This is a genomic window from Streptomyces sp. NPDC048257 (assembly GCF_043201855.1).
Taxonomy (GTDB): Bacteria; Actinomycetota; Actinomycetes; order Streptomycetales; family Streptomycetaceae; genus Streptomyces.
In genome coordinates this window covers 122,533-139,060 of record NZ_JBICZI010000012.1, presented here as the reverse complement: position 1 = coordinate 139,060, position 16,528 = coordinate 122,533, and the positions used below count along the sequence as shown (strand labels likewise).

Annotated in this window: 12 protein-coding genes; 2 read left to right on the top strand and 10 right to left on the bottom strand. The window is 72.7% G+C overall.

All coding sequences use genetic code 11. The features are described 5' to 3' along the window. The first annotated feature begins 16 nt into the window (after positions 1-16). On the top strand, positions 17-919 hold the full coding sequence (locus ACGFZK_RS23345; protein WP_393850783.1) for an aminoglycoside phosphotransferase family protein: 903 nt from the start codon (positions 17-19) through the stop codon (positions 917-919). A 42-nt stretch (positions 920-961) separates the two neighbouring features. After that, on the top strand, positions 962-1,939 hold the full coding sequence (locus tag ACGFZK_RS23340) for a slipin family protein (protein WP_393850782.1): 978 nt from the start codon (positions 962-964) through the stop codon (positions 1,937-1,939). Between the two features lie 201 nt (positions 1,940-2,140). On the opposite strand, the gene ACGFZK_RS23335 is transcribed toward ACGFZK_RS23340, so the two are convergent. From ACGFZK_RS23335 to ACGFZK_RS23290, 10 genes are all read right to left on the bottom strand, one after another. Further along, positions 2,141-3,838: a proline--tRNA ligase gene (locus ACGFZK_RS23335; protein WP_393850781.1), complete on the bottom strand. Its 1,698-nt coding sequence runs from the start codon at positions 3,836-3,838 to the stop codon at positions 2,141-2,143. A 42-nt stretch (positions 3,839-3,880) separates the two neighbouring features. Then, entirely contained in the window at positions 3,881-4,426 is a 546-nt protein-coding gene (locus ACGFZK_RS23330) for a GNAT family N-acetyltransferase (protein ID WP_393850780.1), read from the bottom strand. 102 nt (positions 4,427-4,528) lie between these two features. Next, the gene (locus tag ACGFZK_RS23325) at positions 4,529-5,374 is read right to left on the bottom strand and encodes a GNAT family N-acetyltransferase (RefSeq protein WP_393850779.1); all 846 of its coding nucleotides are present in this window, start codon (positions 5,372-5,374) and stop codon (positions 4,529-4,531) included. Between the two features lie 166 nt (positions 5,375-5,540). Continuing rightward, complete coding sequence (ispG, locus tag ACGFZK_RS23320; RefSeq protein WP_393850778.1) at positions 5,541-6,698, bottom strand: flavodoxin-dependent (E)-4-hydroxy-3-methylbut-2-enyl-diphosphate synthase; 1,158 nt, start codon at positions 6,696-6,698, stop codon at positions 5,541-5,543. 174 nt (positions 6,699-6,872) lie between these two features. Next, positions 6,873-8,174 carry a M50 family metallopeptidase gene (locus ACGFZK_RS23315; RefSeq protein ID WP_393850777.1) on the bottom strand — a complete coding sequence of 434 codons (1,302 nt, stop codon included), beginning with the start codon at positions 8,172-8,174 and terminating at the stop codon, positions 6,873-6,875. Further along, complete coding sequence (gene dxr / locus ACGFZK_RS23310; protein WP_393850776.1) at positions 8,171-9,424, bottom strand: 1-deoxy-D-xylulose-5-phosphate reductoisomerase; 1,254 nt, start codon at positions 9,422-9,424, stop codon at positions 8,171-8,173. Before dxr ends, ACGFZK_RS23315 begins: the two co-directional genes overlap by 4 nt. 21 nt (positions 9,425-9,445) lie before the next feature. Then, entirely contained in the window at positions 9,446-10,777 is a 1,332-nt protein-coding gene (locus ACGFZK_RS23305) for a hypothetical protein (RefSeq protein WP_393850775.1), read from the bottom strand. A 91-nt stretch (positions 10,778-10,868) separates the two neighbouring features. Further along, positions 10,869-12,803: an acyl-CoA dehydrogenase family protein gene (locus tag ACGFZK_RS23300; protein WP_393850774.1), complete on the bottom strand. Its 1,935-nt coding sequence runs from the start codon at positions 12,801-12,803 to the stop codon at positions 10,869-10,871. Positions 12,804-13,235: 432 nt separating this feature from the next. Then, a complete protein-coding gene (locus tag ACGFZK_RS23295; RefSeq protein ID WP_393850773.1) occupies positions 13,236-14,681 on the bottom strand; it encodes an aldehyde dehydrogenase family protein in 1,446 nt (481 codons plus the stop codon). Between the two features lie 234 nt (positions 14,682-14,915). Next, a complete protein-coding gene (locus tag ACGFZK_RS23290) occupies positions 14,916-16,496 on the bottom strand; it encodes a PucR family transcriptional regulator (protein WP_393850772.1) in 1,581 nt (526 codons plus the stop codon). Positions 16,497-16,528 lie beyond the last annotated feature (32 nt).

The window sequence follows — 16,528 nt, the reverse complement described above, 5'->3', positions numbered from 1 at the left end:
AAGGGACCACGCACGCATGGCTTTCGAACCGCCGCAGCGGCTTGTACGGGCGCTCGGCGAGATGCCGGAAACGGCGCAGGACACGGACTGGCTGGGGCAGTTGCCCCGACTCACCGAGGCCGCGCTGTCCCGGCGCGGGGTTGAGGCCCGGCGGGTGCAGGCCCCGGGCGGCCGCAGCAGCCTGGTGGTCCTCGTGGCGTACGCCGACGGGACGCCGGCCGCACTGAAGCTGGCGCCCCCGCACGCCCGGCCCGACCGGGAGTTGGCCGCGCTGGCCCACTGGGGCGGCTTCGGGGCCGTACGGGTCCTCGACACCCGGCATCACGAGGACGACGGGGCGCTGCTGCTGGAGCGGCTGCACCCGGAGGTGTCGCTGCGGTCGCTGCCGGAGGCGAAGGCCCTGCTGGAGGCCAGCGGCACGCTGCGCAGGCTGTGGGTGGCGCCGCCGGCCGGGCACGGGTGGGAGACGGTGGCGCAGCGCACGGAGCAGCAGTCGGCGGCCCTGCGGGACGCCCCGGCCGAGACCCGGGCCCTGGCCGACACGGCGCTGGCGATGCGCGGGGAAATGGTGGCGGCCCCTCCGGAGGAACTGCTGCTGCACGGGAACTTCCGGCAGGGCAAGGTGCTGGCGGGCGAGCGGGCTCCGTGGCTGACGGTGGGACCCGATCCGCTGGTCGGCGAGCGGGCGTACGACCTGGCGCGGCTGGTCCGGGACCGGCTGGAGGACCAGGTGGCCTCCTCGGCGGGGGCGGCGGGCGCCCGGCGCCGGGTGAACAAGCTGGCCGACGCGCTGGAGGTGGACCGGGAGCGGCTGCGGGGCTGGACCCTGTTCCGGGCGGTGGAGTCGGGCAACCGCGCGCTGGCCGCCGGGCGGCGCCGGGACGCGGAGCTGCTGCTGGAGTTCGCGACCTGGCTGTAGGGCATACCGTAGGTAGGAAGGTATGTCCGGCAGGGGGCCGTCATGGTCGAAGAACTGCTGACAGCGGTGATCGCCGCGGGTGTGGGCGTCGTGGTCTACATGGGCGCCGCGGCCCGGGTGGTGAAACAGTACGAGCGGGGCCTGGTCTTTCGCTTCGGCAGGCTGCGGGAGGAGATCCGCAACCCCGGATTCACGGTGATCGTTCCCGTGGTCGAACGGCTCCACAAGGTGAACATGCAGATCGTGACGCTGCCGGTGCCCGCGCAGGAGGGCATCACCCGGGACAACGTCACGGTGCGGGTGGACGCGGTCGTGTACTTCAAGGTCGTCGACCCGGCGAACGCGATCGTGGCGGTGGAGGACTACCGCTTCGCCGTCTCGCAGATGGCGCAGACCTCGCTCAGGTCGATCATCGGAAAGTCCGACCTGGACGATCTGCTGTCCAACCGGGAGATGCTCAACCAGGGCCTGGAGCTGATGATCGACAGCCCGGCGGTGGGCTGGGGCGTGCAGATCGACCGGGTCGAGATCAAGGACGTCTCGCTGCCGGAGACGATGAAGCGGTCGATGGCACGGCAGGCGGAGGCGGACCGTGAGCGGCGGGCGCGGGTGATCAACGCGGACGCGGAGCTGCAGGCCTCGCACAAGCTCGCCGAGGCGGCGGAGGTCATGTCGGAACAGCCGGCGGCGTTGCAGCTGAGGCTGCTGCACACGATCGTGGCGGTCGCCGCCGAGAAGAACTCCACGCTGGTGCTGCCGTTCCCGGTGGAGCTGCTGCGCTTCCTCGAGCGCTCGGCCCCTCCGCCGGCGGCGGCGCCCGTGCGGGAGAAAACGGCCCCGGCCGGCCCGGCTTCCGAAGGCCCCGGGCCGGCCGAGGTCACGGACGCGGATGCGGACGCTGACGCTGACGCTGGTGCGCTCGACGGAGCTCCGGTTCCGGACGCGCTCGGCGGGCCGGTGGACGGGCTGATGCTGGACGCGCCCCCGCCGGAGGAGGAGCGGGAGGGGCTGCGCGAGTAGCGGCTGCGCGGAGCCTTCTCCCCGCCCCTTCTCCGTTTCCCGGGCGCTGCCCGGACCCGCGCCTCGCCGGCGAGGCTGAAATTGCGCTCCGCGCAATCCGGTCGGCCGGCTCCGCGCCAGTCCGGCCGGACACATCCAGCCTCGCCGGCGATTGAGGCGCGGGGTCGGGGCGGAGCCCCGGGAGCCCGGCCGCGGCCGGCGTTACGACGTCAGGCGGGCCAGGGCCTCGGCCAGGGGGAGTTCCTCGCGGGTGCCGGACGCACGGTCCTGGAGTTCGACCACCGCGTCGGCGGAGCGGCGGCCCGCGACCAGGATCCAGGGCACGCCGATGAGTTCCGCGTCCGTGAGCTTCACGCCGGGCGACAGCCCGGGGCGGTCGTCCAGCAGGACCCGCAGGCCCGCCGCGGCCAGCGCCGTCGCCGCCTCCTCCGCCAGCGCGAGCGGCACCGCCTTGCCCGCCGCCACCACGTGGACGTCGGCCGGGGCCACCGCCGCCGGCCAGCACAGGCCGCGCTCGTCCGCCGTCTGCTCGGCCAGCGCCGCCACCGCGCGGGAGACGCCGATGCCGTACGAGCCCATCGTGACCCGCACCGGCTTGCCCTCGCGGCCCAGGACGTCCAGCCCGAAGGCGTCCGCGTACTTGCGGCCCAGCTGGAAGATGTGCCCGATCTCGATCGCCCGGTCGAGCTTGAGCCCCGCCCCGCAGGACGGGCAGGGGTCGCCCGGCTCCACGACCACCACGTCGAGGTACCGGTCCACCTCGAAGTCGCGCCCGCAGACCACGTTACGGGCGTGCGTGTCCGCCCGGTTGGCGCCCGTCACCCACGAAGTGCCGGGCGCGACACGGGGGTCGGCCAGGTAGCGGACCTTCTCCAGGCCCTGCGGGCCCACGTAGCCGCGTACCAGGTCCGGGCGGCCCGTGAAGTCCTCGGCCGTCACCAACTCCACGACGGCCGGGGCCAGGTGCTCGCCGAGCTTGCCGAGGTCCACCTCGCGGTCCCCCGGCACGCCCACGGCCACGATCTCGCCGTCGACCTTGACCAGGAGGTTCTTCAGCGTCGCCGAGGCGGGTACCCCCAGGTGCGCGGCCAGGGTCTCGATCGTCGGGGTGTCCGGGGTGTCCACCTCCTCCAGCGCGAGGTGCTCGGCCGGCACCGGAGCGAGGGCGAAGGTCACGGCCTCCGTGTTCGCCGCGTAGTCGCACGACGGGCAGTCCACGAAGGTGTCCTCGCCCGCCCCGGCCGGGGCCAGGAACTCCTCGGACGCCGAGCCGCCCATCGCGCCCGACACCGCGGACACGATCCGGTGGTCCAGGCCGAGCCGCTCGAAGATGCGCACGTACGCCTCGCGGTGGAGCCGGTAGGACTCCGCCAGCCCCTCGTCGGAGACGTCGAAGGAGTACGAGTCCTTCATCTGGAACTCGCGCCCGCGCAGCACGCCGGAGCGGGGCCGTGCCTCGTCGCGGTACTTGGTCTGGATCTGGTACAGCATGACCGGCAGGTCCTTGTACGAGGTGCACTGGTCCTTCACCAGCAGGGTGAAGATCTCCTCGTGCGTGGGGCCGAGCAGGTAGTCCGCGCCCTTGCGGTCCTTGAGCCGGAACAGCAGGTCCCCGTACTCCGACCAGCGGCCGCTTACCTCGTACGGCTCCTTCGGCAGCAGGGCCGGCAGCAGCACCTCCTGGGCCCCGATGGCGTCCATCTCCTCGCGGACGATGCGCGAGACGTTGTCCAGGACCCGCTTGCCGAGCGGCAGCCACGTCCACACCCCGGCCGAGCTGCGGCGGACGTAGCCGGCGCGGACCAGGAGCCGGTGGCTGAGGGTTTCGGCGTCGGCCGGGTCCTCGCGGAGGGTCTTGGCCATGAGGCGGGACATGCGCTGCACGTGTTGCGTAGACATGCCGGGAGGTTACCGGGGCCGTCGCCGCCCGTGGTAACCGTTTCAGGGCCTGGTCAGCGGCAGGGCGGCGCCCATGACGGCGTACGGGAGGCTCGCGCTCGGGAAGTGGACCTGGCGGGCGAGGTCGGTGTAGCCGAGGGCCCGGTAGAGGCCGCGGGCGGGGCTCTCGGTGTCGATGGCGGAGAGGATCGAGCACGGCTCGTCGGCGTCGTCGGTGATGCCGGTGATGAGCGCGCGGCCGATGCCGTGGCCCTGGAAGCCGGGGTGGACGTGCAGCTCGGTGATCACGAAGGAGCCGTCGAGCCAGTGCTCGTGTCCGCCGGCCCGCAGGTACGGCTCGACGATGGTGGACCACCAGTGGCTGCGGTCGTTCGGCATCCCGTACACGAATCCGCTGAGCGCCCCGTCCTCGGCGAACGCTCCGAGGGCGCGGGCGCCTGGGCAGGTCATGTGGCGCTGCACGATGTAGCGCCGGATGCCGACCTCCTCCTCGCTGAGGCCGAAGGCGACGGCCTGCACGCGCAGGGCCTCGTCCACGCGGGCGGCGAGGTCGAGGGGACCGATTCGGACTCCGGAAGGCAGCGACATGCGGCGACCTTACTTCGCGGTACCGGGGCGCCGGAATGCCATGGCCGGGGTCGGTGGCCCGCCTTGTGGATCAGCCCCGGCCGGGCCGGGCAGAGCGGGCGGTCAGAACAGCACGCTCATGAACGCGCCGACCTCACGGAAGCCCACGCGCCGGTACGCCGCCCGCGCGGCGGTGTTGAAATCGTTCACGTAGAGGCTGACCACGGGGGCCACGTCCCGCAGCGCGTACGCGACGACGGCGGCCATCCCGGTCTCCGAGTGGCCGAGGCCGCGGAACTCGGGGTCCACCCACACGCCCTGGATCTGGCAGGCGCGGGTGGTGGCGGCGCCGATCTCGGCCTTGAAGACGACCTTGCCGTCCGCGACGTGGCCGAAGGACCGGCCGCCGGCGACGAGTTCGGCGACGCGGGCCTGGTAGAGCAGTCCGCCATCACCGGCCATCGGCGAGATGCCGACCTCCTCGGTGAACATGGCCACGCAGGCGGGCATGATCAGGTCCATCTCGTCCTTGCGGATCCTGCGGACCTGCGGGTCGGCCTCGACCGTGGTGGACGGGCGCTCGATGACCATGAGCGGCTGGTGGGCGCGGACGTCGCGGGCGGGGCCCCAGCTGGGCTCCAGGAGCTGCCACAGCAGCCGGGTGGCCTCGGCGGGGCCGACGATGGAGGAGCAGCGGCGTCCGGTGCGGCGGGCACGGTCGGCGAAGGCGCGGACGGCGTCGGGTCCTGCGCAGACGGGGACCAGGTTGGCGCCGGCGTAGCAGAGGGACCGGAGCTCGCCGTCGGCGTACCAGCCCCACATCTCGCCGCCCAGGCGCCAAGGGTCGAGTCCGGCGACCTGGACCCGGGAGGTGACGAAAGCGTTCTCGACCGGCTCGCGTCCGAGGATTTCGAGCGCGGCGTCGAGATCACTGGGTTCAAGGACCCGGGTGGTGGTCTGCGTCAACACTGGGGCCTCACCATGCAAGTCTGCTGATCTCCGCACTGTACCCGGCGGCACCCGGGGATGCCTCGTCCGAGGTAGCGAAACAGCCCCGGACCGCCCCCGAGCTGCGGGAACGGTGCCGGGGCCGGGTGCGGGGCCGGCTGGGGGCGAGCTCGCCCCCGAAGAGATGTCAGACGCCGATGGCGACGGTCGGCTCGCCGCTCATGACGCCGTCCTTCTCCATCTGCTCGGCGATCTTCATCGCCTCTTCGATGAGGGTCTCCACGATCTTCGACTCGGGGACGGTCTTGATGACCTCGCCCTTCACGAAGATCTGGCCCTTGCCGTTGCCGGAGGCGACGCCGAGGTCGGCCTCGCGGGCCTCGCCCGGGCCGTTGACGACGCAGCCCATGACCGCGACGCGCAGCGGGACCTCCATGCCCTCCAGGCCCGCCGTGACCTCCTCGGCCAGCTTGTAGACGTCGACCTGGGCGCGGCCGCAGGAGGGGCAGGAGACGATCTCCAGGCGGCGGGGCTTGAGGTTCAGCGACTCCAGGATCTGGTTGCCGACCTTGACCTCCTCGACCGGCGGCGCGGACAGGGAGACGCGGATGGTGTCGCCGATGCCCTCGGACAGCAGCGCGCCGAAGGCCACGGCGGACTTGATGGTGCCCTGGAAGGCGGGGCCGGCCTCGGTGACGCCGAGGTGCAGCGGGTAGTCGCAGGCTGCGGCGAGCTGGCGGTAGGCGTTGACCATGACGACGGGGTCGTTGTGCTTGACCGAGATCTTGATGTCGCCGAAGCCGTGCTCCTCGAAGAGGGAGGCCTCCCACAGCGCGGACTCGACCAGCGCCTCGGGGGTGGCCTTGCCGTACTTCTTCAGCAGGCGCGCGTCGAGGGAGCCGGCGTTGACGCCGATGCGGATCGGGGTGCCGGTGTCCTTGGCGGCCCGCGCGATCTCCTTGACCTTGTCGTCGAACTGCTTGATGTTGCCGGGGTTCACGCGGACGGCGGCGCAGCCGGCGTCGATCGCGGCGAACACGTACTTCGGCTGGAAGTGGATGTCGGCGATGACCGGGATCTGCGACTTCTTCGCGATGACGGCCAGTGCGTCGGCGTCGTCCTGGGTCGGGCAGGCGACGCGGACGATGTTGCAGCCGGCGGCGGTCAGCTCGGCGATCTGCTGGAGCGTGGCGCCGATGTCGGAGGTCCGGGTGGTGGTCATCGACTGCACGGAGATCTGTGCGTCGCCACCGACGGCCACGGAGCCGACCTGGATCTTGCGGCTGACCCTGCGGTCGGCAAGCTTCGTCGGCACGGACGGCATTCCGAGAGAGATGGCAGTCATCTGCTGTGCAACCCCAAGGTGTGGATCAAGGTCCCGAGATCGGCGGGCTCCAGGCTTCGAGATTACGCCAACCAAGGAGCGGCCCGTGCATCCGCGGGGGTGCGCCACCCGAACGTAGGGAGCCGGGCACGATCCGTGCCCGGCTCCCGTACGGCTGGGGTAGACCCCCGTACATCAGGTGATCTTGATCGGGTTCACCACGTCGGCCACCATCACCAGCAGGGTGAAGCAGATGAACAGGCCCGCGACCACGTACGCGACGGGCATCAGCTTCGCCACGTCGAACGGGCCGGGGTCGGGACGCCGGAAGACGCGCGCCACGGTGCGCCGGACCGATTCCCACAGGGCGCCGGCGATGTGCCCGCCGTCGAGCGGGAGCAGCGGCAGCATGTTGAACAGGAACAGCGAGAGGTTGAAGCCGGCCAGCAGGTTGAGGAAGAAGACCAGCTGGTGCTGGGCGGGGATGTCGAGGGTGAAGATCTCACCGCTGACCCGTGCCGCGCCGACGACGCCCATCGGGCTGTCCTGCTTGCGCTCGGCCCCGTTGAAGGCCGCGTTCCACAGGTCCGGGACCTTGGACGGGAGCTCGACCAGCGACTGCACGCCGGCCTGCATCATCTCGCCCATCCGGTCGACGGACTGGCCGAAGGACTGCGGGACGTATCCGGAGGCGGGGGCGAAGCCGAGGAAGCCCGCGGTGACGTATTCGTCCTTGACGTACCGGCCGCTGCCGTCCGTCTTGGCGACCTTGTTCTCGATCAGGGTGGCCGTGAGGTCCACGCGCTGACCCGCCCGCTCCACCGTGATCGTGGCGGGGCCGACGGTGGCGCGGATGTCCTTCTGCAGGGCGGACCAGTCGCCGACCGTGCGTCCGTCGAAGGCGACGATCTTGTCGCCCGCCTTCAGGCCCGCCGCCTTGGCGGGGGCGGCCGGGTCGCCGGGGGCGCACTTGTCGCGCTTCTCGCTCTGCTGGATGACGCAGTCCGAGACGGTGGCGACCGAGGTGGTCTGGGTGTTGAGCCCGAAGGTCATCAGCGTGGTGAGGAAGATCGCCACGGCCAGGATCAGGTTCATGAACGGTCCGGCGAACATCACGATCACGCGCTTCCACGGCTTGCGCGTGTAGAAGAGCCTGCTCTCGTCGCCGGGCTGGAGCTCCTCGTACGCGGCCGAGCGCGCGTCCTCGATCATCGACCGGAACGGCGAGGTGGAGCGGGCGGTGACCTTGCCGTCCTCGCCGGGCGGGAACATCCCGATCATGCGGATGTAGCCGCCCATGGGGATGGCCTTGATCCCGTACTCGGTCTCGCCCTTCCTCCGCGACCAGACGGTCGGCCCGAAGCCCACCATGTACTGCGGCACGCGGATGCCGAAGAGCTTGGCCGTGGAGAGGTGCCCCAGCTCGTGCCAGGCGATGGAGACCAGCAGGCCGACCGCGAAGACCACGACCCCGAGCACCGTCATCAGTAGTGTCATGCGCGCGCCTCCGCGGCGGCCCGCGCCGCCATCTCCCGCGCCCGGGCCCTGGCCCAGGCCTCCGCTTCTAGGACGTCCTGGACCGTCAGGGAGGTTCCCGACTCAGGTGTCCCGTGCTCATCGACCACGGCAGAGACCGTATCCATGATTGCTGTGAACGGCAGCCGACCTGCCAGGAATGCCTCGACGCACTCCTCGTTGGCCGCGTTGAACACGGCCGGGGCGGTGCCGCCGAGGGTGCCCACGTGCCGGGCCAGACCCACCGACGGGAAGGCCTCCGTGTCCAGCGGGAAGAACTCCCAGGTGGAGGCCTTGGTCCAGTCGAAGGCGGGGGCCGCGTCCGGGATCCGCTCGGGCCAGCCGAGGCCGATCGCGATGGGGCCGCGCATGTCCGGCGGGGTGGCCTGGGCGATCGTGGAGCCGTCCGTGAACTCCACCATCGAGTGCACGTAGGACTGCGGGTGGACCACGACCTCGATGCGGTCGAAGGGGATGTCGTAGAGCAGGTGCGCCTCGATGACCTCGAGCCCCTTGTTGACCAGGGTCGAGGAGTTGACGGTGATCACCGGGCCCATGGCCCAGGTGGGGTGCGCGAGGGCGTCCTGCACGGTCACGTGTCCCAGCTCGGCGCGGGTGCGGCCGCGGAAGGGGCCGCCGGAGGCGGTGACCACGAGCTTGCGGACGTCGGCGCGGGTGCCGGCGGCGAGCGCCTGGAAGAGGGCGGCGTGCTCGGAGTCCACCGGGATGATCTGGCCGGGCTTCGCCAGGGCCTTGACCAGCGGGCCGCCGACGATCAGCGACTCCTTGTTGGCCAGGGCCAGGGTCCGGCCCGCCCGCAGTGCGGCGAGGGTCGGCGCGAGGCCGATGGAACCGGTGATGCCGTTGAGGACGGTGTGGCACTCGGAGGCGGCGAGTTCGGCCGCGGCGTCCGGACCGGCCAGGATCTCGGGCAGCTGCTCGGAGGAACCGTACCGGGCGCTCAGCGCCTCTTTCAGGGCCGGTACGGCGTCCTCGCGGGCGACGGCCACCGTCTTGACCTGCAGCTTCCGGGCCTGCTCGGCCAGCAGCTCCACCCGTCCGCCGGCGGCGGACAGCGCGGTGACCCGGAACCGGTCCGGGTGGCGCAGGGCGAGGTCGATGGCCTGGGTCCCGATGGACCCGGTGGACCCGAGGATGACGATGTCCCGGAGGCCGGCCGCGGGGTCGAAGAGGAGGTGCGGATCGGCGAGGGGGGCTGGGCGGTCGCTCATGCCCCCCATTGTTGCCGGAAGTCAGGAGCGGCCGGACACGGAGCCCCCTTCCGTGACCCGCAGAAGCAGGTGCGGGAGCGTTCCGGCGAATTCCGGGAGCGTGCGCGCGGCGCGCCACCAGGCCTCCGGGTCCTCCCCGAGGGCCGCGGTGAACAGCCGGTCCGCCTCGGCGCGGGCGGCCAGGACGGCGCCCGGACGGTCGTGCCGGTCGGGGTGGTCCACGTCGCCGAGCCAGTGGTCCTCGTCGAGGGCCCAGCAGGCCGGCAGCTTGTGCCGGACCACGTCGATGCCGGTGAGCAGGCCGCGGTCCAGGCAGTCGCGCACCCAGCGGATGTCCTCCTCGACGCTGTCCATCGGCACGGCGAGGCTGGCGAGGGCCAGCTCGCGCTCCACCTCCCCGGTCGGCTCGGCGGCCGTCGGGGCGAGGTGGCGTACCGCCCGCGTCAGCTCGGGACCGGGTCCGGCCGCCCCGGCGGCGGGCTCGGGCATCCTTCCGTCGGCCACGGCCGCCACCAGCTCGGGCAGCGGGCCCGGATGACCGGGCGCGTGCCGCAGCAGCTCGGCCCACAGGCGGGGATCGTCCCCCAGCGGACGCAGGGCCCGTTGTACGGCCGTCTGCATGCCCGCCTGCTCGGGCAGGGTCCAGCGCAGGGACTCCCGCACGGGGAGATGGCCGAGGAGCAGGGTGTGGTGGGCGGGGGTGACGTGGGTGACGAGTTCCTCGTGGGTGACCCGTCCCATCCGGACGGCCCGGACGGCGGGCCGGTGCCAGGAACGCCCGCTCGCGGGCGCCGCCCCGGTGCCCAGCAGGGCGTGGACGCTCGCCGGGGGCAGGTCCGCGACGAGCAGCAGGGCCTCGACGGAGCCGGCGGGCAGCGGCCGGCGGGTGTGCTCGGCGCGCAGCAGCTCCGGGTCCGCCTCGTACGGCAGCGCCAGGATGTCCAGCGGGACCCGCGGCCCGCGCCGTCCGTGCCGGCGCAGCAGGCCGATCAGCTCCGGGGCGGTGAGCGGCCCGTCGTCGGGGTCCCGGCCGAGCTCGGCGCGGAGCACGGGCAGGAGTTCGGGGGGTGTCCGGCGGCGGGCGTACCGCGCGGGGCCGGGCAGGCCGGGCAGCGGCCGTCCGACGACGCGGGGGTTGCGGGCGATGTAGTGCCGGTCCGCATCGTCGCCGTGGCGCAGCAGCAGGGTGACGGCCGCGGCCGGCAGCCACTCGTCCCGGCACAGGTATTTGCGGGTGGGCTGGTCCAGCCTGCCGGTGATGTCGGTGACGACGTGGTCCGGTGCGTGGCGCAGCAGGTGCGCCACGCACCAGGCCAGCCGTCGGCTGGTGCGGTCTTCCTCGGCCGTCGGCATCGTTCTCGTCCGCCTCGCGCTGTGCTCGTACGGGTACGGGTACTCGTACTCATCCTCGTACGTCTGTCCGACGTGCGGCGATGATCGCAGGTCAGCGCAGGGGGCGGTGCACGTTTTTCTGTGTTGACGGTCCGGGGGTGGCGTCCGCGATCCAGGGACCCTCACCGGAGGGGTCGAGGACGCCCTCCTCCAGCCAGGTGTAGGTGCCGGACAGGACGCCGGCGACCACCTTGCGGTCGAGGTCGTCGGTGTTGGACCAGAGCCGGCCGAAGAGCTCCTCGACGCGGAGCCGGGACTGTTCGCAGAAGGCGTCGGCCAGCTGGTACGCCTCGCGGCCGTGCTCGCCGGCGGCGCGCAGGTGCTCGGCGCGGACGCAGGCCGCGCTCATGGCGAAGAGCTCGGCGCCGATGTCGACGATCCGGCCGAGGAAGCCCTGTTTGGTCTCCATCCGGCCCTGCCAGCGGGACATGGCGTAGAAGGTGGAGCGGGCGAGTTTGCGGGCGCTGCGCTCCACGTAGCGCAGGTGGGTGGCGAGGTCGGGGTGGCCGGCGGGGTGGAAGGCCCGGTAGGTGCCGGGGACCTGGCCGGGGCCGGTGGCGAGTTTGGGCAGCCAGCGGGCGTAGAAGCCGGCGGCCCGGGCTCCGGCCTTGGCCTTGTCGCCGAGCGCCTTGTCCGGGTCGATGAGGTCGCCCGCGACCGAGAGGTGGGCGTCGACGGCTTCGCGGGCGATCAGCAGGTGCATGATCTCGGTGGAGCCCTCGAAGATCCGGTTGATCCGCAGGTCGCGGAGCATCTGCTCGGCGGGGACGGCGCGTTCGCCGCGGGCGGCGAGGGACTCGGCGGTCTCGAAGCCGCGGCCGCCGCGGATCTGGACCAGTTCGTCGGCCATCAGGCAGGCCATTTCGGAGCCGTAGAGCTTGGCGAGGGCGGCCTCGATGCGGATGTCGTTGCGGTCCTCGTCGGCCATCTGGGAGGCGAGGTCGACGACCGCTTCGAGGGCGAAGGTGGTGGCGGCGATGAAGGAGATCTTCGCGCCGACCGCCTCGTGCCCCGCGACCGGCCGGCCCCACTGCTCGCGTACGCCGGACCACTCGCGAGCGATCTTCAGGCACCACTTGCCGGCGCCGACGCACATGGCCGGCAGGGACAGCCGGCCGGTGTTGAGCGTGGTCAGGGCGATCTTGAGGCCGGAGCCCTCGGCGCCGATGCGCTGGGCGGCGGGGACCCGTACCCGGTGGAAGCGGGTCACCCCGTTCTCCAGGCCGCGCAGGCCCATGAAGGCGTTGCGGTGCTCGACGGTGATCCCCGGCGAGTCCGCCTCCACGACGAAGGCGGTGATCCCGCCGCGGTGGTTCTCGGACTTCGGGACGCGGGCCATCACGACGAGCAGGTCCGCGACGACCCCGTTGGTCGTCCACAGCTTCACGCCGTCGAGCACGTACGCGTCGTCCCCGTCCGGGACGGCGGTGGTCGCCAGGCGCGCCGGGTCGGACCCCACGTCGGGTTCGGTGAGCAGGAAGGCGCTGATGGCGGTGGTGGCGCAGCGGGGCAGGTAGGCGTCCTTCTGCTCCTGGGTGCCGAACATCTTCAGCGGCTGGGGTACGCCGATCGACTGGTGGGCGGAGAGCAGGGCCCCGATGGCCGGGCTCACCGAGCCGACGAGGGCGAGCGCCTTGTTGTAGTAGACCTGGGTGAGACCGAGGCCGCCGTACTTGGGGTCGATCTTCATGCCGAGGGCGCCGAGCTCCTTGAGCCCGCGCACGGTCTCGTCGGGGATCTTCGCCTCGCGCTCGATGCGGGCCCCGTCGATGTGGGTCTCGCAGAACTCCCGGAGCCGGGCCAGGAAGGCCTCGCCGCGCCGGACGTCCTCGTCGGCCGGGAGCGGGTGGGGGTGGATCAGGTCGAGCCGGAAGCGCCCGAGGAAGAGTTCCTTGGCGAAACTGGGTTTGCGCCAGTCCTGTTCCCGGGCCGCCTCTGCGACCTGCCGTGCCTCGCGCTCGGTCACCTTGGGCTGTGTTGCGGACATGAGGGGACTCACCTCGCCGCCGGAGTCGGGGGTCCACCGGCGTTACCGACCGGTGCTACCTGTGAGTCGTACCCCGTCCGGCTCCACCGGAAAAGCCGGGCCGGTCCAGTCGGGGGAATCGGCAGCCGGGGGCCGGGGAACGGGGCGGCCGGCGGCATCCTCCGGGATGCCGCCGGCCGCGTGGTCCGCCGCCTCAGATCCGCTGCACGGCATCAGATGGCGTTCCGCCCCCCGATCAGGACCGCCCGAGCATCCAGTCACGCCAATCCGACGAGTCCTCCACCTGACGCGCGACCGGGCCACCGCGCTCCCCCGTCGGCCGATGACCTCGGGAGTCGGGCGGGGCACGGAAAAAGGCGGGGCACGGAAAAAGGGGACGGCCGGAGCCCCCGCACAGTGGGCTCCGGCCGTCGGCTTGTGGGCCGTACGAGATCAGATGTCGAGGCCGGTCAGGACCAGGACTCGCTCGTACGTGTAGTCGTCCATCGCGTAGCGGACGCCCTCGCGGCCCACACCGGACTGCTTGACGCCGCCGTACGGCATCTGGTCGGCGCGGTAGGACGGCGCGTCGCCGATGATCACACCGCCGACTTCGAGCTCGCGGTGGGCCCGGAACGCGGTCTGCACGTTGCGGGTGAAGACGCCGGTCTGCAGACCGAACTTCGAGTCGTTGACGGCGGCGAAGGCCTCGTCGGTGTTCTCGACCTTCTTCAGCGTGAGGACCGGGCCGAAGACCTCCTCGGTGGCGAGCTTGACGCCGTCCGGGACGTGGGCCAGGACGGTCGGCTCGTACGAGGCGCCCGCGCGCTTGCCACCGGTGAGCAGCTTGGCTCCGCCGGCCACGGCCTCGTCGACCCAGGACTCGACACGCTGGGCGGCGGCCTCGGAGACGAGGGGGCCGACGTCGGTGGCGGAGTCGGACGGGTCGCCGGTGACCTGGGCCTGGACCTTCTCGACGACCTTCTCGACGAGGCGGTCGTAGACGGAGGCGTCGGCGATCACGCGCTGCACGGAGATGCAGGACTGGCCGGCCTGGTAGTTCGAGAAGGTCGCGATACGGGTCGCGGCCCAGTCGAGGTCGGCCTCGGAGGACCAGTCGTCCAGGACGACGGCCGCGGCGTTGCCGCCGAGCTCCAGGGTGCAGTGCTTGTGGGGCACCGACTGCTGGATCGCGTAGCCGACGGTGTCCGAGCCGGTGAAGGAGATCACGGGCAGACGCTCGTCCTTGACCAGGGCGGGCATCTTGTCGTTGGCGACCGGCAGGACCGACCAGGAACCGGCCGGGAGGTCGGTCTCGGCGAGCAGCTCACCCAGGATCAGCCCGGAGAGGGGCGTGGCCGGGGCGGGCTTGAGGATGATCGGCGCGCCGACGGCGATGGCCGGGGCCACCTTGTGGGCGCACAGGTTCAGCGGGAAGTTGAACGGCGCGATACCGAGGACCGGACCCTTGACGAAGCGGCGGGTCAGCGCGAGCCGGCCGACACCACCGGCGTCGGTGTCCAGGCGCTGGGCCTCACCGCCGTTGAAGCGGCGGGCCTCTTCGGCGGCGAAACGGAACACGGACACCGCACGGCCGACCTCACCGCGGGCCCACTTGACGGGCTTGCCGTTCTCCGCGGAGATCAGCTGGGCGATCTCCTCGGTGCGCTCGGCGAGCCGCTTGGACACGTGGTCCAGGGCCGCGGCCCGTACGTGGGCGGGCGTCGCGGAGAACTCCGCCGTCACGGCGTACGCCGCGGCCACGGCCTCTTCGACCTGCTCGTCGGTGGGCACGCTGACCGTGCCGACCACTCGGCCGTCCCACGGGGAGTGGACGTCGAAGCTGTCCTCGCCGGTGGCCTGGCGGCCGGCGAGCCAGAAGGCGTGGGTGGAAGTCATGCGAATCCCGGCCCTTCGGATGTGTGCGGGGGTACCGCCCAGCGGTGGCTGGGGGGTGGGTCCTTGTCCCCTCCACCGTAGAACTCCGTCGGCGTTTCGGCGTTTGTCCCTCATGGAGCGGCGGGTCGTCGCGGTTCGCCGGTTTGGCACTGTCCCTCGCGGCGCCCGGGCGTGCGGCGGTGGCGGGGCGGAGGGGCGGGGGGGGGGGGGGGGGGGGGGCGGCGGGCGCGGGCGCTACGACGCGGTCGAGGTGGCCTTGAGGGCGAGCCACAGCTCCATGCGGACGTCCGGGTCCTCCAGGGAGCGGCCGAGGATCTCCTCGACCCGCTTCATCCGGTAGCGCAGGGTGTGCCGGTGCACGCCGAGGTCGGCGGCGGCCGCGTCCCACTGCCCGTGGCGGGAGAGCCAGGCCTGGAGCGAGGCGACCAGGTCGCCGCGCCCGGTCGCGTCGTGCTCCCGCAGGGCGCGCAGGGTGCCGTCCGCGAAGGCCCGTACCGCGTCGTCGGCCAGCAGCGGCAGGACCGAGCCCACCGCCATGTCCTCGTGCTCCACGATCGGCCGGCCGCGCCGCCTGGCCACGGCCAGGGCCTGGTCGGCCTGCTTGAGGGCGGCGGCCACGCCGCCCGGTCCGGCCGGCGCGGACATGCCGACCACGAGTTCGTCCGGCTCCGGCCCGGTCGCGTCCCGGCCGCGCCGCGCCTCCAGCACCTCCGCGTGGTCCACGCACGCCTGGACGGCCGAGCCCCCGTCGCAGGCCAGGACGACGAGCCGGTCCGCCTCCGGGACGGCCAGCAGCGCCTCCCCCGTCCGGGCGGCCGCCGACTCCACCGTGTCGGACAGCAGCGCCAGCCCCTCCGGCTGCGCGGTCCCGGCCAGGGCCGGCTCGGCCACGATCAGCCGGAACGGTGCCTCCAGCAGAGTCCCGTACAGGTCCCCGGCCACGGACCGCGCGTGGTCCGCCTCGCCCGCCAGCAGCATCCGCAGCACCGCCGCCCCCAGCCGGGACTCGGCGTCGTGCAGCGAGCGCGAGCGCTCGGTGGTGAGGGTGAGCAGGGCGACCGCGGAGTGGACGGCGTACCGCTCGGCCGTGCCCAGCGGGGCCGCGGTACCGACGGCGAGGGCGCCGCGCGCCCGCCGGCCCGTGCCCAGGGACTGGAGTTCCACGCGGTCCTCGGAGCCGCCGACCACGGCGCTCGCGGGCGCCGGGCGCTCCCGCAGCCGTTCCACGTCGGGGGTCAGCCGGGCGGCGCGCCGCGCGGCCCACTCGGGGGCGGCCGCGACGACCGCGCCCGAGGTGTCGTACAGGGCGGCCCAGCCGTGCACGTGCGCCGCGAGCCGGGCCAGCAGCTCGGCGGGACCGTCGACGGAGAGCGCGGCGCGCGTCAGCTCCCGCTGGGCCTCGAAACCGGCGGTGACGGCCCGGTACTGGTCCGCGGCGAGGGCCGCGGAGACGGCCTTGCTGATCGCCAGGAAGGGGGTCCGCCGCGGTACCTCGAGCAGCGGCATGTCCTCGGTCCGCGCGGCCTCGATGAGCGCCTCGGGGATCTCCTCGTAGTTCACGCCGATGGCGAAGCCGATGCCGACGACCCCGGCCGCGGCGAGGCGGCGTACGTAGGCCCCCATCTCCTGCGGGTCCCCCGCGTCCAGCTTCATCGCGGTGATCAGGAGCAGCTCTCCGCCCTCCATGTACGGGACGGGGTCGGCGAGCTCGCTGACGTGGGCCCAGCGCACCGGGGTGTCGAGGCGGCCCTCCCCCGCCCGGACGCTGAGCTTGAGCGCCGAGTGCTGGACGAGTGAGGCGAGGGTGAGCGGCATCGGTTACCAGTGGCCTTAGCGGGAGGGGGCGG